This window comes from Nocardia jiangsuensis, assembly GCF_042650385.1.
In the GTDB taxonomy this organism is placed as follows: domain Bacteria; phylum Actinomycetota; class Actinomycetes; order Mycobacteriales; family Mycobacteriaceae; genus Nocardia; species Nocardia jiangsuensis.
Genome location: NZ_JBHSAX010000019.1, coordinates 324246 through 349755 on the forward strand (window position 1 = coordinate 324246; position 25510 = coordinate 349755).

At 72.8% G+C, this 25510-nt stretch carries 28 protein-coding genes; 15 read left to right on the plus strand and 13 right to left on the minus strand.

The genetic code is table 11. The annotated features are described in order from the left end of the window. Nucleotides 1-10 precede the first annotated feature (10 nt). From ACFO0B_RS24525 to ACFO0B_RS24535, 3 genes are read right to left on the minus strand one after another with little or no spacing between them, the layout of a single operon-like run. Nucleotides 11-523 carry an SRPBCC family protein gene (locus tag ACFO0B_RS24525; RefSeq protein WP_378614913.1) on the minus strand — a complete coding sequence of 171 codons (513 nt, stop codon included), beginning with the start codon at nucleotides 521-523 and terminating at the stop codon, nucleotides 11-13. Continuing rightward, nucleotides 510-866, minus strand: coding sequence for an ArsR/SmtB family transcription factor (locus tag ACFO0B_RS24530; protein ID WP_378614914.1), 357 nt, complete (start codon nucleotides 864-866; stop codon nucleotides 510-512). The genes ACFO0B_RS24525 and ACFO0B_RS24530 overlap by 14 nt, the downstream gene beginning before the upstream one ends. Further along, nucleotides 856-1287: an SRPBCC domain-containing protein gene (locus ACFO0B_RS24535; protein ID WP_378614915.1), complete on the minus strand. Its 432-nt coding sequence runs from the start codon at nucleotides 1285-1287 to the stop codon at nucleotides 856-858. Before ACFO0B_RS24535 ends, ACFO0B_RS24530 begins: the two co-directional genes overlap by 11 nt. 171 nt (nucleotides 1288-1458) lie before the next feature. Between ACFO0B_RS24535 and ACFO0B_RS24540 the strand changes: the two genes are divergently transcribed. The 4 genes from ACFO0B_RS24540 to ACFO0B_RS24555 all read left to right on the plus strand — a co-directional run bounded on the left by ACFO0B_RS24540 (nucleotide 1459) and on the right by ACFO0B_RS24555 (nucleotide 4983). Further along, a complete protein-coding gene (locus ACFO0B_RS24540) occupies nucleotides 1459-3240 on the plus strand; it encodes an FAD-binding dehydrogenase (protein ID WP_378614916.1) in 1782 nt (593 codons plus the stop codon). Nucleotides 3241-3273: 33 nt separating this feature from the next. Further along, nucleotides 3274-3453 carry a hypothetical protein gene (locus ACFO0B_RS24545; protein WP_378614917.1) on the plus strand — a complete coding sequence of 60 codons (180 nt, stop codon included), beginning with the start codon at nucleotides 3274-3276 and terminating at the stop codon, nucleotides 3451-3453. Nucleotides 3454-4048: 595 nt separating this feature from the next. Beyond that, nucleotides 4049-4576: a response regulator gene (locus ACFO0B_RS24550; RefSeq protein ID WP_378614918.1), complete on the plus strand. Its 528-nt coding sequence runs from the start codon at nucleotides 4049-4051 to the stop codon at nucleotides 4574-4576. A 74-nt stretch (nucleotides 4577-4650) separates the two neighbouring features. Beyond that, nucleotides 4651-4983: a hypothetical protein gene (locus ACFO0B_RS24555; RefSeq protein ID WP_378614920.1), complete on the plus strand. Its 333-nt coding sequence runs from the start codon at nucleotides 4651-4653 to the stop codon at nucleotides 4981-4983. A gap of 63 nt (nucleotides 4984-5046) precedes the next feature. On the opposite strand, the gene ACFO0B_RS24560 is transcribed toward ACFO0B_RS24555, so the two are convergent. Further along, entirely contained in the window at nucleotides 5047-5649 is a 603-nt protein-coding gene (locus ACFO0B_RS24560) for a TetR family transcriptional regulator (RefSeq protein ID WP_378614922.1), read from the minus strand. 92 nt (nucleotides 5650-5741) lie between these two features. On the opposite strand from ACFO0B_RS24560, the gene ACFO0B_RS24565 reads away from it, so the two are divergent. The 3 genes from ACFO0B_RS24565 (at nucleotide 5742) to ACFO0B_RS24575 (ending at nucleotide 8770) form a co-directional block, all read left to right on the plus strand. Then, entirely contained in the window at nucleotides 5742-7208 is a 1467-nt protein-coding gene (locus ACFO0B_RS24565) for an MDR family MFS transporter (protein WP_378614923.1), read from the plus strand. Nucleotides 7209-7311: 103 nt separating this feature from the next. After that, nucleotides 7312-8154, plus strand: a complete 843-nt coding sequence (locus ACFO0B_RS24570) for a mycofactocin-coupled SDR family oxidoreductase (protein WP_378614924.1) — start codon at nucleotides 7312-7314, stop codon at nucleotides 8152-8154. Between the two features lies 1 nt (nucleotide 8155). After that, nucleotides 8156-8770 carry a PaaI family thioesterase gene (locus tag ACFO0B_RS24575; RefSeq protein ID WP_378614925.1) on the plus strand — a complete coding sequence of 205 codons (615 nt, stop codon included), beginning with the start codon at nucleotides 8156-8158 and terminating at the stop codon, nucleotides 8768-8770. A gap of 1 nt (nucleotide 8771) precedes the next feature. Here the strand turns inward: ACFO0B_RS24575 and ACFO0B_RS24580 are convergent, their stop codons facing one another. Beyond that, nucleotides 8772-9755, minus strand: coding sequence for an alpha/beta fold hydrolase (locus ACFO0B_RS24580; RefSeq protein WP_378614926.1), 984 nt, complete (start codon nucleotides 9753-9755; stop codon nucleotides 8772-8774). A gap of 54 nt (nucleotides 9756-9809) precedes the next feature. Here ACFO0B_RS24580 and ACFO0B_RS24585 point away from each other — a divergent pair, with 54 nt between their 5' ends. The 4 genes from ACFO0B_RS24585 to ACFO0B_RS24600 all read left to right on the plus strand — a co-directional run bounded on the left by ACFO0B_RS24585 (nucleotide 9810) and on the right by ACFO0B_RS24600 (nucleotide 13556). Further along, nucleotides 9810-10394 carry a TetR/AcrR family transcriptional regulator gene (locus ACFO0B_RS24585; protein ID WP_378614927.1) on the plus strand — a complete coding sequence of 195 codons (585 nt, stop codon included), beginning with the start codon at nucleotides 9810-9812 and terminating at the stop codon, nucleotides 10392-10394. Nucleotides 10395-10744: 350 nt separating this feature from the next. Continuing rightward, a complete protein-coding gene (locus ACFO0B_RS24590; RefSeq protein WP_378614928.1) occupies nucleotides 10745-11626 on the plus strand; it encodes an alpha/beta fold hydrolase in 882 nt (293 codons plus the stop codon). 212 nt (nucleotides 11627-11838) lie between these two features. Continuing rightward, nucleotides 11839-12465 (plus strand): hypothetical protein, encoded by a 627-nt coding sequence (locus tag ACFO0B_RS24595; RefSeq protein WP_378614929.1) that lies wholly within the window; start codon nucleotides 11839-11841, stop codon nucleotides 12463-12465. A gap of 188 nt (nucleotides 12466-12653) precedes the next feature. Then, nucleotides 12654-13556 carry a hypothetical protein gene (locus ACFO0B_RS24600; RefSeq protein ID WP_378614930.1) on the plus strand — a complete coding sequence of 301 codons (903 nt, stop codon included), beginning with the start codon at nucleotides 12654-12656 and terminating at the stop codon, nucleotides 13554-13556. A 17-nt stretch (nucleotides 13557-13573) separates the two neighbouring features. Here the strand turns inward: ACFO0B_RS24600 and ACFO0B_RS24605 are convergent, their stop codons facing one another. After that, nucleotides 13574-13993: a hypothetical protein gene (locus tag ACFO0B_RS24605; protein ID WP_378614931.1), complete on the minus strand. Its 420-nt coding sequence runs from the start codon at nucleotides 13991-13993 to the stop codon at nucleotides 13574-13576. A gap of 74 nt (nucleotides 13994-14067) precedes the next feature. Here ACFO0B_RS24605 and ACFO0B_RS24610 point away from each other — a divergent pair, with 74 nt between their 5' ends. Then, nucleotides 14068-14682 carry a TetR/AcrR family transcriptional regulator gene (locus ACFO0B_RS24610; RefSeq protein WP_378614932.1) on the plus strand — a complete coding sequence of 205 codons (615 nt, stop codon included), beginning with the start codon at nucleotides 14068-14070 and terminating at the stop codon, nucleotides 14680-14682. 2 nt (nucleotides 14683-14684) lie between these two features. Here ACFO0B_RS24610 and ACFO0B_RS24615 read toward each other — a convergent pair whose 3' ends face one another. Further along, on the minus strand, nucleotides 14685-15572 hold the full coding sequence (locus ACFO0B_RS24615) for an alpha/beta fold hydrolase (RefSeq protein WP_378614933.1): 888 nt from the start codon (nucleotides 15570-15572) through the stop codon (nucleotides 14685-14687). A 90-nt stretch (nucleotides 15573-15662) separates the two neighbouring features. Between ACFO0B_RS24615 and ACFO0B_RS24620 the strand changes: the two genes are divergently transcribed. Together ACFO0B_RS24620 and ACFO0B_RS24625 are read left to right on the plus strand one after the other, a co-directional pair. Beyond that, on the plus strand, nucleotides 15663-15848 hold the full coding sequence (locus ACFO0B_RS24620) for a VOC family protein (protein ID WP_378614934.1): 186 nt from the start codon (nucleotides 15663-15665) through the stop codon (nucleotides 15846-15848). Between the two features lie 248 nt (nucleotides 15849-16096). After that, entirely contained in the window at nucleotides 16097-16480 is a 384-nt protein-coding gene (locus ACFO0B_RS24625; RefSeq protein WP_378614935.1) for a DoxX family protein, read from the plus strand. On the opposite strand, the gene ACFO0B_RS24630 is transcribed toward ACFO0B_RS24625, so the two are convergent. Further along, on the minus strand, nucleotides 16477-18909 hold the full coding sequence (locus ACFO0B_RS24630; RefSeq protein WP_378614936.1) for a SpoIIE family protein phosphatase: 2433 nt from the start codon (nucleotides 18907-18909) through the stop codon (nucleotides 16477-16479). The two genes, ACFO0B_RS24625 and ACFO0B_RS24630, sit on opposite strands and share 4 nt — an antisense overlap. Then, nucleotides 18906-23123, minus strand: coding sequence for a HAMP domain-containing protein (locus ACFO0B_RS24635; protein ID WP_378614937.1), 4218 nt, complete (start codon nucleotides 23121-23123; stop codon nucleotides 18906-18908). The genes ACFO0B_RS24630 and ACFO0B_RS24635 overlap by 4 nt, the downstream gene beginning before the upstream one ends. A 379-nt stretch (nucleotides 23124-23502) precedes the next feature. Between ACFO0B_RS24635 and ACFO0B_RS24640 the strand changes: the two genes are divergently transcribed. Beyond that, nucleotides 23503-23772, plus strand: coding sequence for a hypothetical protein (locus ACFO0B_RS24640; RefSeq protein WP_378614938.1), 270 nt, complete (start codon nucleotides 23503-23505; stop codon nucleotides 23770-23772). 61 nt (nucleotides 23773-23833) lie between these two features. Here the strand turns inward: ACFO0B_RS24640 and ACFO0B_RS24645 are convergent, their stop codons facing one another. The 4 genes from ACFO0B_RS24645 to ACFO0B_RS24660 form a co-directional block, all read right to left on the minus strand. After that, nucleotides 23834-24304: a DUF4383 domain-containing protein gene (locus ACFO0B_RS24645; protein ID WP_378614939.1), complete on the minus strand. Its 471-nt coding sequence runs from the start codon at nucleotides 24302-24304 to the stop codon at nucleotides 23834-23836. Between the two features lie 92 nt (nucleotides 24305-24396). After that, the gene (locus ACFO0B_RS24650) at nucleotides 24397-24849 is read right to left on the minus strand and encodes a hypothetical protein (RefSeq protein ID WP_378614940.1); all 453 of its coding nucleotides are present in this window, start codon (nucleotides 24847-24849) and stop codon (nucleotides 24397-24399) included. Nucleotides 24850-24992: 143 nt separating this feature from the next. After that, a complete protein-coding gene (locus ACFO0B_RS24655) occupies nucleotides 24993-25136 on the minus strand; it encodes a hypothetical protein (protein WP_378614941.1) in 144 nt (47 codons plus the stop codon). 58 nt (nucleotides 25137-25194) lie between these two features. Next, on the minus strand, nucleotides 25195-25395 hold the full coding sequence (locus ACFO0B_RS24660) for a hypothetical protein (RefSeq protein WP_378614942.1): 201 nt from the start codon (nucleotides 25393-25395) through the stop codon (nucleotides 25195-25197). Between the last annotated feature and the right edge of the window lie 115 nt (nucleotides 25396-25510).

Genomic DNA, 25510 nt, shown 5'->3' on the forward strand with positions numbered 1-25510 from the left:
CGTGGGTGCTCTACGTGCCACCTCCGAGACCGAGGAGTTCGGTGTTGCCGTGCTCGGCCGCCTCGGTCGCGATGGTGGTCCCGCGCCGGAACGGGTCACCCGCTCCCGTCGTGATCAGGTTGTACAGGCTGTTCGTGAGGTAGCCTGCCCACGCGTTCGTGCACACCTCGTAGCACTCGCCCGCGGGGCGCAGGCCGACGTGGGTGAAGCGGATCTCGGTGCGGCCGCCGCGCTCGGTGAGGTCGAAGACCACGTCGGTGTCCTCCCACTCCGCGGTGTCCGCGACGAAGGTCAGGGCCGAGTCGGTGACGTGCCAGACCAGGCGTTCGCCCGGCACGGACTCGGTGGTGGTCATGGTGCAGCGGTGCACGCCCGGCACCTCGAAGCGGTAGCTGTCGCCGACCGCCCCGGTGCTGCCCTCGATGGTCTCCGACCACCAGCCGCGCACGTCGCCGATGGCGGCGAAAGCCTGCTCGGGGGTGGCGTCGACGGTGAGGGTGACGGTGAAATCAGCTGTGCTCATGGGGGTTTCCTTCCTGCCCGTCCAGATGATGGCGGAGCGCTGCGAGCGGGCCGTCCCAGTCCCGCGCCAGCGCGGCGAGGAACCGCTGGGCCACCCGCATCGGCGCGGAATCGAGGCGGTAGCGGACGCGGCGGCGCTCGCCGGGCTCGGCGATCACCAGCCCCGCCTCCGCGAGCAGGGCGAGGTGCTTGGCGATCGCCTGCCTGGTGATGGGGAGCCGGTCGGCGAGGTCGGTCGCGGTGGCGGGGCCGTCCGCGGCGAGGGTGGCGAGGATCGAGCGCCTGCTCGGATCGGCGAGCGCGGTGAAGACCCGCTCGGCGGTGGACTCGAGCTCAGGCCGCATCGAGGTACCGGTCGAGCTCGGCGAGTTCCTTGGCCCAGCCGTCGGTGTTGCCGTCGAACGCGACCCGGTGCGCGTCCTCGGTGAGCTGCGCGAACCCGGTCTCCACGACGGTGAGCCGAGTGCCCGAGCCGGCCGGTTCCAGGGTGAACTCGACGTAGGTGCGGCGCGGATCCTCCTCCGGCAGGCCGTGGATGTGCCAGGTGAAGCCGAAGACCGACGGCTCCTCGACCCGCTCCACCCGCAGCCGCTCGGTGTGCTCGCCCGACCAGGTGAGCTCCGCGGTGCCGCCGGGGCGCAGGTCGATGCTGGCGCTGTCGCCGAACCAGCCACCGAGACCGTCGGCGGTGGTGATCGCCGCCCAGACGGTGGCGGGCGGCTGGGTGAGGTCGATGGTGCGGACGATGCGATCGGGAAAGCTCATGCCGTGCTCCTTCATAGCAACCATTTGATTGCCATGAACGGTATTGCAACCTATTGGTTGCGTCAAGGTGTGTGCCGATTCGGTCAGTTGACCAGTTGGGTGGTTGTCGCCCGCGGACCCGGCTCCCTACCATCCGGTAACCGGATCCCCGCCATCGAGGACAGTGCGACGATGCCTTCTCACCCTGGCGACAGCGGAATCACCCGCCGCGGCCTGCTCGGCGGCGCGGCGGCCGCCACCACCCTCGCCGCGCTCGGCGCGAACCGGGCCTGGGCCGCGCCGCCGGGCAGCGACGCCGATGCCATCGTCGTCGGCGCCGGGCTGGCGGGGCTGGTCGCCACCAGCGAACTCGTGGCCGCCGGTCACCGCGTGCTGCTGCTCGACCAGGAGCCGGAGGCGAGCCTGGGCGGACAGGCGTTCTGGTCGCTGGGCGGGCTCTTCCTGGTGGGTTCGGTGGAGCAGAAGGTCGCCGGGATCAGGGACTCCTTCGAGCTGGCGCGCGCGGACTGGTTCCGCACGGCCGGCTTCGACCGCGGGGTCGGCGACCCGCTCGGCGAGGACTACTGGGCCGCCCGCTGGGCCGAGGCCTACCTGCACTTCGCCGCCGAGGAGAAGCAGGCGTGGCTCTTCCGGGAGGGCATGCGCTGGGTGCCGATCGTCGGCTGGGCCGAACGCGGCGAGGGGCCGCAGACGCCGGGCAACTCGGTGCCGCGCTTCCACATCACCCTCGGCACCGGGCCGGGGGTGGTCGAGCCGTTCGAGCGCAAGGTGCGGCAGGCGCCCGAGCGGCTGCTCACCTTCGCGTTCCGGCACCGGGTCGACGAGCTGGTCACCACCGGCGGCGCGATCTCCGGGGTCCGCGGCGGCATCCTGGAGCCGAGCGGCGCCGCGCGCGGCACCCCGAGCTCCCGCACCGAGGTCGGCGAGTTCGAGCTGCGCGCCCCGATCGTCATCGTGACCTCCGGCGGCATCGGCGCCGATCACGAACTGGTGCGGCGCAATTGGCCGGCCCGGCTCGGCGCCCCGCCCGCCCGGCTCGGCACCGGGGTGCCCGCACACGTCGACGGGCGGATGCTCGGCATCGCCGAGGCGGCCGGCGCGCGGCTGGTGAACCGGGACCGCATGTGGCACTACACCGAGGGCATCACCAATCCCTCGCCGATCTGGCCCGGGCACGGCATCCGGGTGCTGGCCGCGCCGTCCTCGATGTGGTTCGACGCCACCGGCAGGCGTTTCCCCAGTCCGGGCATCCCCAGCGTCGACACCCTCGGCACGCTCGAGCTGATCACCGCGACCGGCTACGACTACTCCTGGTTCGTGCTCAACAAGCGGATCGTCGACAAGGAGTTCGTGCTGTCGGGCTCCGAGCAGAACCCCGAGCTCACCGCCGAGGACCTCGTCGGCTACCTCGCCATGCGCGCCTTCGACGACACCCCGCCGCCGGTGCGGAACTTCCTCGACCGGGGCGAGGACTTCGTCGTCGCCGATACGCTCCCCGAGCTGGTCGCCGGGATGAACCGGCTCACCGGCACCGACCTCATCGGCCTCGACGACCTCCAGGCGCAGATCGCGGCGCGGGACGCCGAGATCGGCAACCCGGCGAGCACCGACCCCGGCATCGTCGCGCTGCGCCGCTCCCGCGCCTACATCGGCGACAGCCTCGCCCGCACCACCGAACCGCACCGCCTCCTCGACCCCGCGGCCGGGCCGCTCATCGCCATCCGGATGAACATTCTCACCAGGAAGACCCTCGGCGGGCTGCAGACCGACCTCTCCGGGCGGGTGCTCGACGCCGCGGGCGCCCCGATCCCCGGGCTGTACGCGGCGGGCGAGGCGGCCGGGTTCGGCGGCGGGGGAGTGCACGGGTACCGCGCGCTGGAGGGCACCTTCCTCGGCGGCTGCCTGTTCTCCGGGCGCGAGGCGGGGCGCGCCGCCGCCCGCGAAAGTGCCTGAGCCGGGGAGTGTCCGCGACCGTATGATCGGCGCATGACGACGGCGGGTTTTCTCCTTCTGATCACAGCGATCCTTCTCGCCGTCGTGCTGCTCATCGGGTTCATCGCCTACGTCGCGGGACGCTCGAAGGACGCGTCGGACACGGGGGAGTGGTCGGCGGGCGACGGCGACTGGTCGGATGCCGGTGGCGATTCGGGCGGCGGCGGTTCCTGACTGCCCGTTCGAGGGCGGACGTGGGTGCGGCCCAACGGTTTCGGGGGATGGGGCATTGCGCGTGGCGGGGTCGGCTGTAGCATGGCCGCCGATGGGGCTCGTGCCGCCGGTACGGGTCGCATCATCTCGGATACCGAGCTGCCGAGGCCTCCGGGCCTCGGCAGTCTCCGATTCGCCGCAAAACATGTACACATTGCGCTATGCGCATCAAACAATCTTGCCAGCTTCCGGGCAGCGTCGCGCCGAGAGAAGCAGGGAGGGCGGCAGACGGTATGCGACGGAGTTCGGTGCGCGATACGCGGGTTCGGCGCGGTTCGGGCGCCGCGTTCGGCGTCGGTGCTCCGCCGATCCGCGGGACAGCCGCGGAGCTGCGGCGACCAGCGGTTTCCCCCGGGGCGGATCTCGGTCCGGTCTCGGCCACCGCGAGCAGGCGACGGTCGGGTAACAGCTTGGCCGCGTGCTGATTTCGATCATTCCCATCCGGCGCCCGACCCCGCCGCCGTATTGCCGCCCCGGACCCCGCGGCCTACGGTCGAACCCCACAGTTCGTGATCACGGCGAAGCTCGCCGTATCGGGGTCCCCGGGGAGTTCGCGATGGGTCAGAAACCTAGGCCGACGACGGCGCCGCCGGGGCGGGCGCGCCCGGTGTGCCTGCGGGACTACTGGGCGAGCCCGGCGCGGGTGCTGCTCGTCGAGGACGATCCGGCGACCGCGGAGATGATCTCCATCGTGCTCGCCGGCCAGAGCCTGATCGTCGACCACCTCGCGGCGGGCGCACAGGCCGCCGCCTACGCGCAGCGGCACCGGCCGGGGCTGATCCTGCTCGACCTCATGCTGACCGATCTGCACGGGGTCGCGGTGTGCCGGGCGCTGCGCGCGGTCTGCGCGACGCCGATCGTGATCGTCTCCGCGAGCCGCGAGGAGCCGGTGATCGCGGCGGCCATGGCGGCGGGCGCGCACGGCTACCTGCCCAAGCCGTTCGCCGTGCACGACCTGCTCGCGCACGTCGACACCCACCTGCCGCCCACCTCGGCGCCGCTGCCGATCACCCTGCCCGGGCCGCAATCCGCGGCCTCTTCGCCGGTCGGCGCGGTGACTGCCGGGCAGCGCGCGGTTCGGTGAGCTGAAAGCTGGTTCCGGGCAGCAGGATTGTCCTACGCTGTACGGACTGGGGGACGGAACGACCCGGGAGAACGATGGCCACCCTCGAACAGCGCTATACCGATCTCGTCGAGGCCATCGAGGGGCTCCCCACGGTGCCCGACCCGAGCAGCCTCGCCGACCTGCGCGAACAGCACGCCGAGCTCGATGCCCGGTGCAGGCGCAGCACCCTCACCGCGCACGAGCGGCACCGTTTACGGCGCGCCAGCCTGGAGGCCGATCGGCTGCTCGGCGAGGCCGAGGCGAGGGCGCGCACCGCCGCGCCGTCCGGTTACCCGGTCGCCACGGGCGGGGGGTTGAGCGCGGACACCATCACCGACCTGCGGGCGGCGCTGGATCGGTACCACGATCGGGGCCGGTTCCACTAGCGAGGGCAGCTCCCGGCCCGCTCGAGCGGCGGGGTGCGCTCGGCGGGGTGGTCGACCCGGCGTTCAGAGGGCGCGGAGGCGGGCGCAGACGGTGTCGTGGATCGCGGCGAGCCCGGCGCCCGCGTCCGCCTCGACCCACTCCTCGAAGGCGAGGTGCAGGGCGATCTGCGCGACCTGCAGGATCATCCGCAGCCGGGCGCGGTCGGTGGGGGAGCAGCGGCCGTCGATCGGAGCCAGCGAGCGCTGGGTGCAGTCCGCGTGCCTGGCCACGGCGGCCCGGCTGAGCGAGGCGTCGGTGGCGACGAGTCTCCGGATGCGCCTGGTGGTGGCGGCGACCTCGCTCTGCTCGTCGGCTCCGATGCTGGCGATCACGGCGGCGAAGGCCGCCTCCACGTCGGCGAGGGTGAGCGTCGCGGGGTCGGCGGTCGCCAGGCAGTGGTCGAGCGCGGCCTCGAAGCCGTACACGTCGAAGAGGACGCACTCCTCCTTGGTGGGGAAGTAGCGGAAGAAGGTGCGCTGGGAGATGCCTGCGGCCGCCGCGATCTCCTCCACGGTGGTGCGCTCGGCGCCCTGGTGCTCGAAGAGCGTGAGCGCGGCCGCGCGGATCTCGATCCTGGTCGCGTTCCGCCTGCGTGCGCGCAGATCGGGCGCGGCCGAAGAGTTCACCGGGCCAGAATACGCACCGGCATCCGGTGCCAATATGGCAGTCACTGACACCATTCGATAGTCTGCCCCGGTACCGGCGGCACGACGATCGGATGAGGCACGTGACAGAGACCGAGGTGGCCGCGGGCGACGGCACCACCGGCGCGGCCGCGCGCCCGCCCGGCACCATCCTGCTGATCGGGCTGCTGCTGATCGCGGCCTTCGTGGTGATCCTCAACGAGACCATCCTGAGCGTCGCGCTGCCGACCCTGATGGTCGACCTCGGCATCACCGCGGCCACCGCGCAGTGGCTGACCAGCGGGTTCCTGCTCACCATGGCGATCGTCATCCCGACCACCGGCTTCGTGCTGCAGCGCTTCTCGATGCGCGCGATCTACATCGCCGCGATGTCGCTGTTCACCCTCGGCACGCTGATCGCCGCGCTGGCGCCGGGGTTCGAGGTGCTCGTGGTGGCCAGGGTGGTGCAGGCGGTCGGCACCGCGCTGATGATCCCGTTGCTCATGACCACGATCCTGAACGTGGTGCCTGCGGAGTCGCGCGGGCGGACCATGGGGCTGGTCTCGATCGTGATCTCGGTGGCGCCCGCCGTCGGGCCGACCGTCTCCGGGCTGATCCTGCAGTCGCTGAGCTGGCGCGCCATGTTCTGGATCGTGCTGCCGATCGCGGTCGCGGTGCTGGTGCTCGGCGGGGTCTTCGTGCGCAATGTGACCGAGCCGCGCAAGGCGCACCTGGACTACGTCTCGGTGCCGCTGGCGGCGCTCGGCTTCGGCGGGCTGGTGTACGGGCTCAGCAGCATCGGCGAGTCGGCCTCCGGGCACGCGCCGGTGCCGCCGTTCGTCCCGCTGAGCGTCGGCGCGGTGGCGCTGGTGCTGTTCGTGGTGCGGCAGCTGAAGCTGGTCGGGCGCGGGCGGGCGCTGCTCGACCTGCGCACCTTCGCGGTCGGGCCGTTCCGGCTGGCGGTGGCGCTCATGGGCAGCCTCATGCTGACGCTGTTCGGCGCGCTCATCGTGCTGCCCATCTACCTGCAGAACGTGCTCGGCAAGGACGTGCTCACCACCGGGCTGGTCCTGCTGCCGGGCGGGCTGGTGATGGGGTTGCTCGCGCCGTTCGTCGGCGCGCTCTTCGACCGGTGGGGGGCGCGGCCGCTGGTGCTGCCCGGCACCATCGCGCTGAGCGCGGGCGTCTGGGTGCTGGCGACGCTGGACGAGCACTCCTCGATCGGGCTGGTGATCACCGCGCACGTGATCGTCAGCGCCGGGATCAGCTGCGGGCTCACCCCGCTCATGACCTCGGCGCTCGGCGCCCTCCCGCCGGAGCTGTACTCGCACGGCAGTGCGACGGTGAGCACGGTGCAGCAGGTGGCGGGGGCCGCGGGCACCGCGCTGTTCATCACGATGATGACGCGGGGGACCGAGTCGGCGCTGCGCGAGGGCTCCGAGGTGGTGGCGGCTACCGCCGACGGGGTGCACACCGCGTTCCTGGTGGCGGGGGTGTTGTCGCTGGTGCTGGTGGTCGGGGCGGCGATGGTGCGGTCGCCGCGGACAGTCGCGGTCGACTGACCCGGGGCAGTTGTCTTGACTGCCGAATGGACATCCGTCTAATTTCAGGGTCGTACCGCGGTGGCTCCGGCCGCTCGCCCGAGACGATGATCGAGGTCCTGCGATGGGTGATCCGACCGAGCCGCTACTGGGCAGAGCCGCGCTGGTGACGGGCGCCGCGCGCGGGCAGGGCCGCGCGCACGCCGTTCGCCTCGCCGAGCTGGGCGCCGACCTGATCATCGCCGACGTGTGCGCGCCGATCTCGCCCACCGTCACCTACCCCGCCCCCACCGCCGACGACCTGGCCGAGACCGCGCGGCTGGTCGAGGCGACCGGGCGCAAGGTGCTGAGCCGGGTCGTCGACATCAGGGACCTGGCCGCGCAGCAGCAGCTGGTCGCCGACGGGGTCGCGCTCTTCGGGCGGCTCGACGTGCTGGTCGCCAATGCGGGCATCCTGAGCTGGGGCCGGCTGTGGGAGCTGAGCGAGGAGCACTGGGACCGCGTCGTCGAGGTCAACCTCTCCGGCACCTGGCGGACCGTGCGGGCCGCGGTGCCCGCCATGATCGAGGCGGGAAACGGCGGCTCGATCATCATCGTGAGCTCGTCGGCCGGGCTCAAGGCGACTCCGGGCAACGGCCACTACGCCGCCGCGAAGCACGGGCTGGTCGCGCTGACCAACACGCTCGCGCTGGAGGCGGGGGAGTACGGCATCCGGGTCAACTCCATCCACCCGTACTCGGTGGACACCCCGATGATCCAGCCCGACGCCATGCTGGAGCTCTTCGGCAAGCACCCGTCGTTCCTGCACAGCTTCCCACCGGTGCCGCTGAAGCTGGCCTCGGACGGGCAGAGCGGGTTCATGCCCGCCGAGGACGTCGCCGAGGTGGTCGGCTGGCTGGCAGGCCCCGGGTCCGGGCCGCTCACCGGGCTGCAGATCCCGGTCGACGGCGGCGCGCTCAAGTACTGACGTGTTCACCTTCGAGGATGTCGAGAGCGCCGAGATCGACCGGCGGGCCGCCGTGTACGGCCCGCTCGCCGACGCCGTGCGCGAGCTCGTCGACGCCACCATCCGCAGCACCGCCGCCGAGCCGGAGATCCGCGCGGCCGAGGCCGCGATCCGCGCGGTCACCGCGCGGCTGCGCCGCGACCAGCTCCCCGGCAGCTTCGGCATCAGCTACAACAGCAGTGGCGACTCCATGCCCTGGGGCAACGCCGCGATCGGGCTGCGCAACGCCATCGCGCCGCCGCTGGAGATCGAGCCGGACCCCGGCGGCGGCTACCGCTGCGACGTCGTGCTCGGCGCCGCCTACGAGGGGCCGCCCGGCCACGTGCACGGCGGCGTCTGCGCCCTGGTCCTCGACCACATCGCCGGCGTGGCCGCCTCCGACGGGGTGCGCGCCACCTCCACCGGCACCCTCACCCTGCGCTACCGCCGCGGCACCCCGCTCGGGCCGCTGTGCGCCCGCGCCAGGGCCGAGCGCACCGAGGGGCTGAAGACCTTCGTCACCGCGACCCTCGGCGACGCCGACGGCGTCACCGTCGAGGCCGAGGGGATCTTCGTCGTGCCGAGCTGGGCCCGCTGAATCACCTCCTCGCGCCGGTGAATTCGGCGATATCGGCGGCTATCCGGTCCGGGTACTCGCCGTTGAGCGCGTGCGAGGCATCCGGGTAGACGCGCACGGTGCCGCCCGGTAGCGCGCGCTCGGCGGTCGCGACGGCCGTGGCGGGGTCGTGCATGACCGAGCGGCCCGCGATGATCGCCAGCACCGGCGGGCGCAGCCCGGCCAGCCGGTCCTCGGTGATCCGGGTCGGGGCGGGGAGCTCGAGGCGGTAGTGCCGCATTCCGGCCTCGATCATGGCGGCGACCGGCTCGTCCTCGACGGGGGCGCCGCCCGCGGTGTACGAGTTGAAGCCGTCGCGCCAGGATTTCGGCAGCCAGGGCAGTGCGGCGGGCAGCGAGCGGACGATCGTGCCGAGCGGCAGGTCGTCGAAGACGTGCACCGGGTCGATCAGGGTGAGCGTGGCGATGTGCGCCGGGTCGTGCAGGGCGAGGTTGACCGCGGTCCAGCCGCCGATGGAGAGCCCGACCAGGTGGACTGCGTCCTCGGGGAGCGCCGCGAGGGTCTGGTGCAGCCAGGCGGCGTGGTCGGCGTCGCCGCTGATCGGGCGCTCCTGGATGCTCAGGCCCGGCTCGCCGAGCAGGTCGACGGTGTAGACGTCGCCGAGTTCGAGCAGCCCGGGCAGGTTGGCGGCCCAGACCGGGGTGGCCGAGGCGCGGCCGGGCAGCAGCAGGAACGGGCGGGCAGCCGGGCGCTCACCGGCGAAGCGGTAGACCCGGACCAGGCCGTGGCCGGTGCGGATGTCGAGGGTGCGCGCCGGTGCGGGAAGCGCGGCGAAAGCGGTGTCGTAGGCGGCGCGGAACCGGTCCTGACCGGCGGCGTCGTCCCAGTGCCCGATCGGGGCTGGGGTACGCACCAGCAGGGCGATGCCCGCCGCCGTGAGGGCGGCGACGACGACGGTCGTGCGGGTCCGGCGCCACCGGCGCGAACGCTTCTCGGAGTCGGTCAACGGTCGTCTCCTAACCGATCGGTAAGTAATTCCACCGTACGGTAGAATCGGCGGATGGCCAACGGTCGAGAGGGCAGACCGCCGACGCTCACCGAACGGGCGCGGCGCGCCCAGCTGATCGAGGTCGCCATCGAGCAGGTGGCCGAGCACGGGTACGCCGGCACCTCGCTGAGCCGCATCGCCGACGGCGCCGGGATCACCAAAGCGGCTGTGCTGTACCACTTCTCGTCCAAGGACGCGGTGATCCTGGCCGCCTACGAGCACGTGCTCGCCGCGCTCGTCGAGACCGTCGGCGCCGCGGTCGACGCCGCCGGCGACGCCGGGAAACCGGCGGCATACGCCCGCGCCATGATCGGGCACCTGCGCGCGCGGCCCCGGCACACCAGGATGCTGATCGAGGCCGTGACCGGCACCGCCGCCGAGCGCGCCCCCGAAGCCCGCTGGCGCCCGCTGGCCGGGCTGCTCGACGGTGCCGTCCGCGCCCGCGGCGGCGCCGGAATCGACTCCCGGACGGCGGCGCTCGCCATCGGCGGCGCCATCGACGCCATCGTGGCCGAACGGCTGCGCGACCCCGGCTACGACACCGCCGCCGCGGCCGAGGTGCTCGCCGCGATGATCGACACCTGGATCACCCGCTAGCGCGGCTCGATCTCGGCCGCCACCCCGCTCAGGATCAACCGTCGGCCCGCAGCGGAAATCCCGGCCGTCGGCATCGGCACGCGGCCGGCGCGCTGTGGTTGCGCCGCTGTCGGTACGGGCCCGCCGAGTGGGGCGCTGCGCTGGGTCTGCGGCGCGGCCACGCAGGCGAATCGCAGGCAGTGCGGCTCGAGCTGCGGCAGCTCTGGGACGCGATCGGCACGCTCGGCGACGACGAGTACGGACGGCTCATCCGGGACGGCCTGCGAACCGTCGCCGGACAGCTTGACGGTATCTAGATATCAAAGCAGTTGATATGCTCGTACCGTAACCACGGGAACGGGAGGGTACCCATGCCGAAGATCGGCCGATTCACCAGTGATACCGCGCGGGACGAGTTCTTCCGCGCCTACGACAGTGTGGCGGCGAAGTGGCCGGTGCCCTCGACCGAGCACGATGTCGCGACCTCGTTCGGAACCACCCGGGTGCGCCGGTCGGGGGAGGGCTCCGGGGCGCCGATCGTGCTGCTCCCCGGCATCGGCGGCAACGGCAATGTCTGGTGGCGGTTCATGGCCGAGCTGGCCGGGGAGCGCACGGTCTACACCCCGGACGTCATCGGCTGGGCGGGCCGTTGCGTGCAGACCGCGCCCGTCCGCGACGCCGCCGACGTCGCCACCTGGTGCACCGAGCTGCTCGACGGGCTCGGGGAGCGCCGGGTGCACCTGGTGGGCAACTCGCTCGGCGCCTGGCTGGCCGGCGCGGTCGCCGTACACCACCCGGACCGGCTCGCGACGCTCACCCTGATCGAACCCAGCGCCGCGACCTTCGTCCGACCGCGGTTGAGCCTGCTGGCCAAGATGCTTGTCGCCGGGGCGCGCCCGACCCCGGAGCGGATGCGCAAGTTCAACAGCTGGGGCATGCCCCGTTTCGTGATGGACGACGACGAACTGGCGGTGGCCGTCGCGGCGACGAAGTACCGGATGGCCCTACCGTGGGACCGCCCGTTCACCGACGAGCAGCTCGCCGCGATCACCGCGCCCGCCCTGGTGCTCTTCGGCGCGGAAACGGTGGTCAACGACCCCGTGGCCGCCGCGGCCCGCGCCCGCGCGCACATCCCGATGGTCGAGACCAGGATCTACCCCGGCATCGGCCACGACCTGCTCTGGGCGAACCCGGACGAGGTGATCCCGCACCTGCTCGGCTTCGCCGGACGTCACGAGCAGGCCAGGGCCTGACCGATCACCCGGGCGGCGGCCGGGATATCGCCCGGCCGCGGGCCGGAGCAGCTGAGCCGCAGTGACCGGCGCCGCCAGGACCAGTGCCAGGGAGATGGTCCGTCAGGCGCCGAGTTCGCGGGCGAGCAGACCGTCCCCGGTGTAGCCGATCGCGCAGACGACGATGCTCACGCTCACCGGGATCGCGGCAGTGCGGCACCCGCCCCCAGCCGGTGCTGACCATCGGCTGGGCCGCGCTGCTGCTGCACGAGCGCGTCGGACCGGCGACCCTGCTCGGCGGCTGCGCCGTCGTGGCCGCCGCGCTGATCGCGGTGCGCACGCGGAACCGGCCGGGATCCGGCGCTCTGCGTACCGGTGATTCGGTATCCGGGGGACTCCTCGATACGGTGGTTTCCGGCAATGGCGGGCGTCGGATCATCCGGGGGCGATGGCAGGTGAGCAGAGGCGAGGACACGATGGATTTCGTGGTGTGGAAGGTCGCCGACGTGCCGCCGCTGCCCGCGCGGGTCGCCGCGGACAACATCGCCCGCCGGGGCGGCGCCGCCATCGACTGGCGGGTCGTCGCCGAGGCCAGCGCGGAGGCGGTGAGCGCGCGGCCCAAGGGGTGGACGCACCGGGAGTGGCGCGAGCACGGACGGCGGCTCGGGCTGCGCGGCAATGAATTGTTCGCCTGGAGTGAGCTGTTCGCCCGGCCCATCGAGATCGCCGCGAACGGCGCGCAGTGGGTCGACGGCATGCACCGCGCGGCGCTGATGGCCGAGGCGGGCGCCGAGCGGATGGCGGTGCTCGATCCGGACTGGATGCCCAACTGGGAACCGGACGGCTCCGACCGCGTCTGACCGGCGCCGAGCCCGGCTCGCGTCGCGTGCGGATGCGAGACCCGGTGCCTGGTTGTAGCGTTCTTGCTGGTGGGGCTGCGCATCGAGGTGAAAGCCGCCGGGCAGGAGCGTAGTTGACCACCGCAGGCCGCCCGGCGCCGCGCGGCCCCCGGCACGAGGGCCGTCGGTGATCGTCGGGAGGAGACCGCATGCGCAGCGAAGCCGAGTTCGCCGTCTACGCGGCGTTGCCGGTCGAATACCGGCAGCTCGTGGACGTGGTCGACCGCTTCCCGCACGGGGTGCAGGCCCGGCGGATCGCCCGGATGACCTACCCGGGCATGTGGGAGCTGGACGAGGCCGAGATCGACAGCGGGGTGGTCGGCACGCTGCGCGACCGGCTGTCGCGGCTGGCCGCCGACGGCTTCGTCGCCATCGAGCGCAGCAGCGAGTACGGCGATATCTACCGCCCGGTGAACAGCCCCCTGGACATGGCGACCTGGACCCTCGAGCAGGGCCGCGCGTACTACGCATCGCGGCACGCCGAGCGGATCGGCGCCGACCAGCTCCCGGTCGCCGCCTACTCGATGGTGCTCGGCGCCTGGCGCACCACCCTGGTCGAGGATGCGCACGCGCGCGACGGGCTGAACCGGATCAGCGACGGCGAGATGTTCGCCGCCAACGTGGCCGCCTTCCGGATCATGCGCGGCTTCCTCGTCGCCGCCGACCGCAGCCCCGACGCGTGGCAGCGGCTTTCGAGCACCCTCGCCGACCCGGAGCGGGTGGCGGCGGGCAGCCGGACCGTCGCCGACCTGCTCGGCGAGCACTACCCGGAGTGGGCCGCCGACTGCGCGAAAGCGGTCGGCTACTACGCCACCCTGACCGCACCGGACGAGCACGACATGGCGTGGTTCATCGCGGTGAAATCGTGTTTCGGTGCGGTGAGCGGGAATTGGTTCGGGATGCCGGGCTGGGCGCGGGTGGTCGACGCGTTCGCCGGGCGCGCCCGGCCCGCGATCCCGGAGCGCATCCGCGCCGCGCTGCTCACCGCCCCCGACCAGCTGGATCCGGCGATTCTCGAGCGGTACGTCCGGGCCGGTATCGGCACCCTCTGAGCGCGGCCGCCGCGGAGTCAGGCTGGCCGCACCGCGTGATGCAGTTCGTGATTGTGCTCGGCCAGGGCGCATGCCCGCTCCTCGTCGACTCCGTCCCGGGCCCAGTCCGCGGCCAGCTCGCCGAGCCGGTCGAGCAGCTCGGCCAGCGCGGTGCGCGCGGCGGGAGCGTCGGCGGCCGCGGCCACCACGGCGGGGAGCGCGAGCAGGTAGTGGCAGGCCAGCAGCAGGTGCTCGGCGCCCGCGGCGGCCGCGCGGTCGGTCATCGGCGGGGGAAGGTGCGGCAGCGGCGCCCAGGGCGGAGTGTCGATGAACTCGCGGAACGCCGCGAGCTGGGTGGCGAGCAGCTGCTCGGCCGAGCCGGTCCCCGCCCCGGTGCGCAGCTCTGAACGCAGGATCTCGAAACGGTGTGCCCACCGCTGCATTTCGGTGTCGCGCACTTCCGGCCCTCCTCGCACCCGCCCATCTGAGGACGGGCGTCGTCCAATCTAGGGTCGCCTACGATGAGGGTCAAATGGTGAGGCCGAAAGTCGAGCGCAGCTACGCCGGGGTGAGCGCCGCCAAGCGGCGGTCGGACCGGCGCGGCGCGCTGCTGCGCGAGGGGCGCCGGATCTGGGGCGAGTCCGGGCACGCGGCGGTCACCGTGCGCGGGGTGTGCAAGGCCGCCGGGCTCACCGACCGCTACTTCTACGAGCACTTCGCGAGCCGCGAGGAGCTGCTGGTCGCGATCGCCGACGAGGTGCGCGACCTGCTGCTCGGCACGCTGATCCAGGTCGGGCTGACCAGCCGGGGCGGCCCCGAGCAGCGGCTGCGGGCGGCGCTGCACGCGCTGCTCGAGGTGATCGCGACCGACCCGCACGTGCACCACATCGCGGCGGGCGAACTCAGCCCGCTGCTGCTGGAGCGCCGCCGCGCCCTGCTCGCCACCATGGCCGCGATCGTGGTCGAGTACGCCCCCGCCCAGCTCGGGATCGCGCCGGACCCGCCGTGGCTGGCCCGCGCCGCGCTCTTCGTCGCGGGCGGGCTGAGCCAGCTGGTGGAGGCGTGGCTGGACGGCACGCTCGAGCTGAGCACCGGCGAGCTCGCCGAGCACGCCACCGCGCTGATCCTGCGCGCGCTCGTGCCGTGAGCTCAGCCGGCCGTCAGGTGCTCGATGATCAACCGGTGCACCAGGGCGGGCTGCTCCAGGTGCAGGAAGTGGCCTGCGCCCTCGACCTCGACGACCCGGCTCCCGGCCGGTAGCCGCCGCTCCAGGCCGCGGAAGAGGCCGGGGCGCAGGCAGCCGTCGGTGCTGCCGTGCAGGGTCAGCAGCGGGTGCGTCGGCTCGGCGAGGAGCAGCCGGTCCAGCTCGCGGTTGCGCGGGCTGCGGGCGCGGCGGCGCAGCAGGAAGCGGTAGTAGTCGGTGGCGGCGGTGCGGTGCGCGCGGGTCGGGGTGGCGGCGGCGAGATGCGCCAGATCCTCGGTGGCGTCGTACCCGGGCGACCAGGTGCGCCAGAGGAATGGCGTCAGCCGGGCGAAAGCGCGCTCGGGCAGCACCGGGAGCTGGTTGGCGAGGATGTACCAGCTGTCGACCGACTGCGCGAGGGTCTGCGCCAGGTGCGGGAGCAGGTTGTCCCGGCTCGGAGTCATGCTCGCGATCGGCGGCACGGCCAGGCTCACGACCGCGCGGAACGGGGTGCCGTCCAGCGCCGCGAGCGCGGTCGCGGTGAAGCCGCCCCAGTCGTGGCCGATCACCACCGCCTCCGGCGCGCCGACCCGGGCCGCGATGCCGAGCGCGTCGGCCACCCTGGCGCCGGTGGAGAGATCGCCGTCGGCGGGGATGCCGGAGGGGGCGTAGCCGCGGCTGAACGGCGCCACCACGTGGAACCCGCGCCCGGCCAGCTCCGGGCCGAGATGTCGCCAGGTCCAGGCGGTGTCGGGGTAGCCGTGCAGGCACAGCGCCAGCGGCGCGCCGGGCGTGCCCCAGGTCAGCGCGTGCAGCGTGACGTCGCCGAGGTCGAAGGTATCGCGGTTCAGCACGGTGTCAGGGTACGAGGCGCCGGACCCGGCCGTGCCGTGGATCATGGGGGGAGAGGCCGCGCCGCGATCGGGGCGGCGGAGGAGGACGGCGTGGGGCTGCGCGGCATCAATCACGTCGTGCTGTACGTCGCGGAGCTGCAGCGCAGCCTGGACTTCTACGAGGGAGTGCTCGGCTTCGAGCGGCTCGGCGCCGGCTTTCCCGGCGGCGCCTTCCTACGGCACGCCGGCTCGGCCCACGACCACGACCTCGGGCTCTTCCAGTCCCGGGTGCCGTAGCCGCCCGCGGCCGGCGGCGCCGCCATGACCGGCCCGCTGAACCTGGACGCCGAGATCGCCCGCTACGGCGCCGCCACCCCCGGCGGCCCGCGCGCCGACCCGGCCGTCTGGGCCAGGGTGGCCGCCGCCGGCGGTCGCTGACCCGTCCGGTTTCCTCCCCGTGTCGTCGCCACCCCCGGCCACGCGGGCGGGGCCGTCCCGAGGCTGGTAAGTTAGCCGTCATTCTCGACGTGTGGAGGAGATGGCCGGTGAGCGAGGTCGATGAGGAGCGGACGGCGCGACGGCTCGCGCTGCTGCTCGGGGGAGTCGGGGTGCTGCACTTCGTCGCCCCCGCACCGTTCGACACGGTGATCCCCGAGCAGCTGCCGGGCAGCCCGCGGCTCTACACCCTCGGCTCCGGGGTCGCCGAGCTCGCGATCGCGGGCGCGCTGCTGCGGCCGGGCACCCGCAAGCTCGGCGCCCGGCTGGCGGAGCTGCTGTTCGTCGCGGTCTACCCCGCCAACATCAAGATGGCGGTCGACTGGGTGCGCAACGAGCGGCTGCCGAAGCCGCTCAAGGCCGTCGCGCTGGCCCGGCTGCCGCTGCAGCTCTCCATGGTGCTCGCCGCGCGCCGGATCTACCGCGCGGGCTAGACAGCATCGCCGCGGCCGACCTGGATGCCGACGACGCAGGTGTCGTCGTCGCTGTTGGCGTCGCTGTGGTCGAGCAGGTGGTCGAGCCGCTCGTCCAGGGTGCCGGTGAAGCCGGCCGAGATGTCGAGCAGCCGCTGCACGCAGTCGTCGAGGTAGCGGTCGCGGCGCTCGATCAGGCCGTCGGTGTAGAGCAGCAGGATGTCGTCGGCCTGCAGCTGCTCGGCGCCCTCCTCGTAGACCGACTCGGCGACGGCGCCGAGCAGCATGCCGGAGAGTTCGGGCAGGGTGACGGCGGTGCCGTCGCGGATCAGCACCGGCGGGAGGTGGCCGGCGCGGGCCCAGCGCAGCACCCTGGTCTCCGGGTCGTAGAGCCCGCAGACGGCGGTGGCGAAGATGTCGTCGGTGAGGTGGTGGGCGACCAGGTTGAGCCAGGTGAGCATCTGGCCCGGCCCGGCGCCGGTCGCGGCGAGGCCGCGTAACGCGTTGCGCAGCACCACCATTCCGGTAGCGGCCTTGATGCCGTGGCCGGTGATGTCGCCGACCGAGACCAGGATCTGCTTGCTCGGCAGCACGATGGCGTCGTACCAGTCGCCGCCGACCAGGTGGTCCTGCTCGGCGGGGCGGTAGCGCACCGCGATGTGCAGCCCGAACGCCTCGATGACGGGCTGGGCGGCGGGCATGATCGCCTGCTGCAGCTGGCGGGCGAGCCTGCTCTGCTCGGCGGCGTGCTGCTCGGTGTGCGCGAGCCGGTCCTGGGTGGCCGAGAGCGCGACCTCGGTCCAGTGCTGGGCGGAGATGTCCTGGTAGGCACCGCGCACCGCGAGCAGGTGCCCGGCGCTGTCCACCACCGGCTCGGCGATGATCCGGATGTGCCTGGTGTCGCCGTTGGGGCGGATCAGCCGGAAGGAGGTGGAGCCGGGGCGGCGGTAGCGCAGCAGGCTGCGCAGCAGCCGCCGCACCGCGTCGGTGTCGTCGGCGTGCACGTGCTCGGGGAGCCGGGCCAGCGGCACCGGGTCGGCGCCTGGGGCGAGGCCGTGCAGCGCGAAGAGGTCGCTGCTCCAGGTGATCGCGCCGCTCGCGGCGTTCTCCTCGAAGCCGCCGACCCGGCCGAGGCGCTGCGCGTGCTGCAGCAGCGCGGCCAGCCGGCCGGTCTCGTCCTCCACCCGCCACACCACGAGCACCGCGGCGCCGTGCCTGCTGATCCCGAGCGCGGCGGAGACGGTGAGCGGCACCTGGTCGACCAGCTCGGTGAGCTGCACCCGGTCGGCGCGGTAGGTCTCGCCGGTGGCGAAGACGTGCTCGACGCGCTCGAAGAGCCCGCCCTCGCTGGCCGCCATCGGGTACGCCTCGAAGAGCAGCGCGCCGTCGACCAGCCCGCGCGGCCGGCCGGCGGGGTCGACGAAGGAGGCGTTGAGGTGGTGGATGCGGAAGTCGGTGAGCGTACCGTCCGGGCCGAGGTGCGGCAGCAGCACCAGCGCCGGGTCGAAGAGGCCGTCGGCCAGCCGGACCAGGTCGGCGACGCCGGGCCGGGCGGGGGCGCCGACGGTGACCGGGTCCGACTCCAGGGTGTGCGCGCACAGCTCGGCCAGCGCCTCGAGCTGGCGCCGGATCTGCGGTGGCTGCGGCTCGAGCGGCGTCGGCCAGCACACCTCGAGCACGCCGATGAGCCGCCCGCCGATGCCTGCCGGGATGGCGGCGCGGCCGCCCTCCCGCGCCCCGATGGAGGGCAGCCCGGAGCCCGCGATGTCGGCGATCCACTGGGGTTCGCGCAGGGTGAGCGCCTGGCGGGCCGGGGTGACCACGCCCGGCGGCAGGTAGCGCCACCGTTCGGCTTCGGCGCGATCGATCCCGGCGAAACCGGCGAGCGCGAGCGAGGAGTCGGTGCCGACCGCCCAGATCGCCACCGCGGTGGCGCCGAGCGGGGCGGCGGCGTGCTCCAGCAGCGACTGCGCGACCCGCTGCGGGTCGCCCGCGGCCAGCAGCCCGCTCTCCGCGGTGCGCAGCCGGACCGCCTCGGCCGGCTGCTGCGGCACCGGAACCGGCACCGCGCCCGTCTCGTCCCGCGCGGCCTGGCCGACCAGCTCGGCCGCCAAGTCGACGACGCTCACCCCGGAGCGCCTGGCCAGCGCGTCCAGCTGCCGCGCGGCCTGGGCCGGGCCGCAGCGCAGCCGCTCGATCAGCACGCCCTTCGCCAGCTCGACCAGCGCCCGCCCGTCCGCGGTCGCCCGCGCCTGCTCCACCTCCGCCCGCAGCCGCTCGACGGTCGCCGCCAGCCTGGTCACGACCGGCCCGCCGGCCGCGCGCTCGCCACCCGGCACGCCGGTCCCGTCGTCGGCCGCGGCAGATTCGCCCGCCGTGCCGGTGCCATCGGCGGCGACCGTCTCGCCCGCCGTCCCGGCCGGGCCGGACCCGGCTCGCGTCCCGGTCACCGCGACCCCAGCCAATGCTGGATGCAGGTGAGCAGCGCGTCGGCGTCCACCGGCTTGGTGACGTAGTCGTTGGCGCCGGAGGCGAGGCTCTTCTCCCGGTCCCCGAGCATCGCCTTGGCGGTGACCGCGATGATCGGCAGCTGCGTGTACCGCGGCATCTCCCGGATGGTGGAGGTGGCGGTGTACCCGTCCATCTCCGGCATCATCACGTCCATCAGCACCAGATCGGTCTCCGGATGCGCCACCAGCGTCTCGATCCCCTCGCGCCCGTTCTCCGCGTGCAGCACCGTGACCCCGTGCAGCTCGAGGATGCTGCTGAGCGCGAACAGGTTCCGCGCGTCGTCGTCCACGATGAGCACGGTGCGCCCGGCCAGCCGCCCGTCCGGCCACTGCGGCGCGGGCGCGGGTTTCTCCTCGCCGCGCACCAGCGGGAGCACGTCGCCCGGCGCCTCGGCGGTGATGTGCAGCGCGATCCGCTCGCGCAGCTCGTCCAGGCTGGAGAGCAGCTCGAGCGGGCGCTGCGCGGTGCGCTCCTGCAGCAGCAGCTCCTGCTCGGAGCCGAGCCTGCGGTTGTTGTGCGCCAGCACCGGGACGGTCCGCGCGGCGCTGTCGCCGTCCATGGTGGCCAGCAGCCGCAGCGCGGCGTCACCGGGCATGTTCAGCTCCAGCACCACGCAGTGGAACACCTCCGCGGCCATCGCGGCGGCCGCCTCCTGCACCCCGATCGCCGTCACCACCTGCACCGGCCCGCGCGGGTCGTTGCTGTCGGCGAGGTCGGCGACCGCGCTCTGCGCGACCAGCGAGAGCAGCCCCTGCGGCCGCTCCTCGACCACGAGCAGCCTGCGCGGCTGCGGCGGCCCTGCGGGCAGCGGGAGCGGCTCCGGGCTGCGCACGTCCTCGCGCACCGGCGCCTGGAGGAAGTCGGGGCGCGCCACCGGCAGGTAGAAGGTGAAGGTGCTGCCCCGCCCGACCACGCTCTCCGCGGTGATCGCGCCGCCGAGCAGGTAGGCGATCTCCCTGCTGATCGAGAGCCCGAGCCCGGTGCCGCCGTACTTGCGGCTGGTGGTGCCGTCGGCCTGCTGGAACGCCCCGAAGATCGACTCCAGCTGGTGCTCGGCGATGCCGATCCCGGTGTCGATCACCCGGAAGGCGATGGCGGGGCCGTGCCTGCGCGCCGCCGCGGGCAGCTCGCCCGGCGCGGCGGGCTCGATGCGCAGCTCGACCGACCCGTTCTCGGTGAACTTCACCGCGTTGGAGAGCAGGTTGCGCAGCACCTGGCGCAGCCGGGAGTCGTCGGTGAGCAGCTCGGCGGGCAGCCCCGGCGCGGTGCCGACCCGGAAGCCGAGGCTCTTCTGCGTGGTCATCGGCCGGAAGGTGGCCTCGACGTAGTCGAGCAGCTTGCGCAGCGGCACCTGCTCCGGGGCCAGCTCCATCTTGCCCGCCTCGACCTTGGAGAGATCGAGGATGTCGTTGATGAGCTGCAGCAGATCCGAGCCCGCCGAATGGATGATCCCGGCGTACTCGACCTGCTTGGGGGTCAGGTTCCGGTTCGGGTTCTGCGCCAGCAGCTGGGCCAGGATGAGCAGGCTGTTCAGCGGGGTGCGCAGCTCGTGGCTCATATTGGCCAGGAACTCCGACTTGTACTTCGAGGCCAGCGAGAGCTGCTGGGCCCTGGTCTCCAGCTCCTGGCGGGCCTGCTCGATCTCCAGGTTCTTGGCCTCGATGTCACGGTTCTGGGTGGCCAGCAGCGCCGCCTTCTCCTCCAGCTCGGCATTCGAGCGCTGCAGCTCGTCCTGCTGCACCTGCAGCTCCTCGGAGCGGGCCTGCAGCTCGGTGGTGAGCCGCTGCGACTCGACGAGCAGCTCGTCGGTGCGGGCATTGGCGATGATGGTGTTGACGTTCACCCCGACCGTCTCCATGAGCTGGTCCAGGAAGTCGCGGTGGATGCGGGTGAAACGGTGCAGCGAGGCCAGCTCGATCACGCCGAGCACCTGGTCCTCGACCCCGATCGGCAGCACGAGCAGGTTCATCGGCGCGGTGCGGCCGAGCCCGGAGGAGATGGTGACGTAGTCGCCGGGCACCTCGTCCACCGCGATGGTGCGCCTGCTGCGCGCCGCCTGCCCGACCAGCGACTGCCCGAACGCCAGCCGCGGCGCGCTGTCCTCCGGGCTGCCGTAGGAGCTGATCAGCCGCAGCTCCGGCCGCTCGGTGGTGTCGTCGGCCAGGTAGAAGGCGCCGAACTGGGCGCGGACGAGCGGGGCCAGCTCGTCCATGATCAGCTCGGCCACCACGTGCAGCTCGCGCTGGCCCTGCATGAGCCCGGAGATCCGGGCCAGGTTGGTCTTGAGCCAGTCCTGGTCCTGGTTGGCGGTGGTGGTCTCGCGCAGCGAGCCGACCATGGAGTTGATGTTGTCCTTGAGCTCGGCGACCTCGCCGGAGGCCTCGACGGTGATCGAGCGGGTCAGGTCGCCCTCGGCGACCGCGCTGGTGACCTCGGCGATGGCGCGCACCTGCCTGGTCAGGTTGCCCGCCAGCTCGTTCACGTTCTCGGTCAGCCGCTTCCAGGTGCCGGAGACGCCCTCGACCTCGGCCTGACCACCGAGGCGGCCCTCCGACCCCACCTCGCGGGCCACGCGGGTGACCTCCGCCGCGAAGGCGGAGAGCTGGTCGACCATGGTGTTGATGGTGGTCTTGAGCGCCAGGATCTCGCCGCGCGCGTCCACGTCGATCTTGCGGGTCAGGTCGCCCTGGGCCACCGCCGTCGTCACCTGGGCGATATTGCGCACCTGGTTGGTCAGGTTGTTCGCCATGGAGTTGACGTTGTCGGTGAGGTCCTTCCAGGTGCCCGCCACGTTCGGCACCCGTGCCTGCCCGCCGAGCATGCCCTCGGTGCCGACCTCGCGGGCCACGCGGGTGACCTCGTCGGCGAAGGCCGACAGCGTGGTGACCATGGTGTTGATCACCCCGGCCAGCGCCGCGACCTCGCCCTTGGCCTCGACGGTGATGGTCTGGCTCAGATCACCGCGGGCCACCGCGGTGGCGACCTGCGCGATCGAGCGCACCTGGTTGGTCAGGTTGGAGGCCATCACGTTGACGTTGTCGGTGAGGTCCTTCCAGGTGCCGGAGACCCCGCGCACTGTCGCCTGCCCGCCCAGGTTGCCCTCGGTGCCGACCTCGCGGGCCACCCTGGTGACCTCGTCGGCGAAGGCGGAGAGCTGGTCGACCATCGTGTTGATGGTCTCCTTGAGCTCCAGGATCTCGCCGCGGGCATCCACCCGGATCTTCTGGGTGAGGTCGCCGCGCGCCACGGCCGTCGTCACCTGGGCGATCGAGCGCACCTGGGCGGTCAGGTTGTCGCCCATCACGTTCACCGACTCGGTGAGGTCCTTCCAGGTGCCGGAGACGCCCTTGACATCGGCCTGCCCGCCGAGCCGCCCCTCGGTGCCCACCTCGCGGGCCACCCTCGTCACCTCGTCGGCGAACGAGGAGAGCTGGTCGACCATGGTGTTGATGGTGTTCTTGAGCTCCAGGATCTCCCCGCGCGCGTCGACGGTGATGTTCTGGGTGAGGTCGCCCCTGGCCACCGCGGTGGCGACCTGGGCGATCGAGCGCACCTGCGCGGTGAGGTTGCCCGCCATGAAGTTCACCGAGTCGGTGAGGTCGCGCCAGGTGCCGGAGACGCCCTTGACGTCGGCCTGCCCGCCGAGGCGGCCCTCGGTGCCGACCTCGCGGGAGACGCGGGTGACCTCGTCGGCGAAGGACGAGAGCTGGTCGACCATCGTGTTGATGGTCTCCTTGAGCTCCAGGATCTCCCCGCGCGCGTCCACCCGGATCTTCTGGGTGAGGTCGCCACGCGCCACCGCGGTGGTCACCTGGGCGATATTGCGCACCTGCGCGGTGAGATTGCCCGCCATGGCGTTCACCGAGTCGGTGAGGTCCTTCCAGGTGCCGGAGACCTCGGGCACCTCGGCCTGGCCGCCGAGCCGCCCGTCGGTGCCGACCTCGCGGGCCACGCGGGTCACCTCCGAGGTGAAGAGCGAGAGCTGGTCGACCATGCCGTTGAAGACCGTCGCGATCTCGCCGAGCAGCCCGTCGGCGTCGGCGGGCAGCCTGGTGCCGAAGTCGCCGTCGCGCACGGCGGTCAGCCCGGCCAGCAGCTGGCGCAGCTCGACCTGGTCGGACTGGTGGCCCGCGGGCGCCGCTGTCTCCGTCATTGCCGTCCTCGTTCCGATGTGTGGGCCGGACCGGGATCGCACCGGTCCGCCGAAGCTGGGCCGCCGGATGTGCCGACGGGGGTGCGCGACCGATATCCTCGCTGTGAAACCATGGCTCCGAGTGACTTTCGAGTCGGGTCGGAGCGGCGCCCGGCGCACGCGCGGCGCGGCATCGGGTCGGTGCTCGTCGCGGGTCGGCGGCTACACCGTGCCCCGGCCCGAAGCGGGCGACTCGAGGTCACCTCGGAAGTCAACCAGACCGGCCGGGCGCGCGCACACCGCTTGCCGCAATGTGCGGCGACGAGCGGGTTCGGCCGCGCCGATGCGGGGAAGTCCGACGGCGTGCGCGGTACCGCGCACGACAGCGAAGGGATCGTGGATGGCCACCTTCATCGACCTCGGCGACGAGTTCGAGGGTTTCGTCAATGCCGAGCAGGTGGTCCGGATCGGGATCCGGAACGATCGGGCCTGGATCTACACCGCCGAGAACCGGCACCGCTTCCCCGGCGGCAGCACCGACGGCACCGACCGGGTGCCTGCCGCCACCGTGCTGGAGCAGTTGCTGCACGAGCTGAGCGAACCCTCGGTGCTGCCCGGCACCAGGGTGATCGCCTTCGCCAGGGGGCGGGTGGTCTCCCGCTACCTCTGAGCGGACAACCGGTGGCTCCCGCGATGTTCGCGCGGGAGCCACCGGGTGTCGCGGTCGTGCGTCAGATCGCCGAGCCGTGCGCCCCGCGGTCGACGGCGCGCCTGCCGAGCAGGACGCCGAGCCCGATCATGCCGACGCCGAGCCCGAAGTGCAGCCAGTTGTCGGCGGTGTTCAGCGGCACGAAGTTGGCGTCGCTGTGCTCGTCGATGGCCAGGCCGTAGAGCCACAGCACCAGGTAGATGGCGCCGCCGATGATCAGGTACAGCTGCGCGGTCCGGATCGCCCGCGCGGCGATCAGCCCGGCCGCGCCGAAGGCCAGGTGCACCAGGTTGTGCAGGATGGAGACCTGGAACAGCCCGAGTAGCTTCGCCTCGGAGTGGTGCCCGGCGAACTGCAGCGTGTCGTAGTTCGTGGTGACACCGGGGATGAAGCCCAGGATGCCGACCAGCAGGAAGACCGCGCCGACGATCAATGCCGCGCCCCGCACCGGCGAGCGGTCGCCGGTGCGCGGGGTCGATCCGATGGATGCCATGGGAGTGCCTTTCTTCGGTGCCGTGGTCGGCGCCGAGCTACCCCTGGCCCGCGGTGCCAAACCGGCTCCGCGGCACCGCTGATCAGCTCGATTCAGCAGATCTTCGTCGCCGGTCCGCCGCCGGCCAGCACCCGGCCCGCGCTGGTCACCGTCGCCGAGACCTTGACGCAGGTGCGGCCGGGCGCGAAGACCTGTGGTGAGATCTGCCGTCCGGCGCGCGCGGCGGTGCGCTGGTACATGATGTCGGTGGCGGCCACCGCGATCAGGGTGTGCACCTCGACCGCCCCGTCCGGGTAGGGGTTGTCGATCTCCACCCAGGTGGTGTCGCAGGCCGCCGAGCGCAGCACCCGCAGCGTGAGCGCGGTCGTCTCGCCCCGATCGTCGGGGAGCGGCAGATTCGCCGTCACCGACGTCTTCGCCGCGCAGCCGCTCGCCACCGGGTCGGTTCCGTTCAGCGACATGTCGGCGCCCGCCGGACCCGCACCGAGCGCCGCACCGCACACCGCGAGCACCGCACCCACCGCGACCATTCCAGACCTGCTCACCTGACCTGCCTTTCCACGATCGTCCGATAGTTCCGGGACTGTGTCGTGGCAGTGCTGTCCGGTGTGACCGGCCGGGGGAAACATTTCGCCCGGTTCGGGTGCGCGGCCGACCGGTGGTCGGTATCGGGGCCGCGGTCCGGGGATCAGTCCCCGGAATCGTCCTCGTCCGGTTCGGTGAGTTCCGGAGCGTGTTCGCGGGTGGCCATGCCGCCGTCCCGGCCCTGATCGGTGGGGCCGGGACGGCCGCCCTTCGGCTCGTCCTCGCCGGTCTTCTTCTGCTCGCTCACGGCAGCTCCTCTCCTCGGGTACCGGGTGTGGTACCCCGGAGCGGCCCGGATGAACGGGTCAGCCGTTCTCGGTGACGGTGGTGTCCGGGTGCCTGCGGCTGGTGTCCGGCTTGACGAAGTGGCCGGTGATGGCCGATCGGTCGCGCCGGTTGTCGCCCTCGTGCGCCTCGTTCTCGCCGAGGGTGGTGCGCGGGTTCTGCTCCGCGGTCTCCTCGGTCACGTACTCGCCGGTCTCCGCCGAACGGTGGCTCTCCGCCATGGTCATCGCCTCCTGATGAACGAATGTTCCTGCAGTCGGGGGGATGCCACGGGAAACCGGGGGAAAACGTGGGCGGCGCAGCCCGATCGACCGTTGACCGGTCGAACGGGCTGCG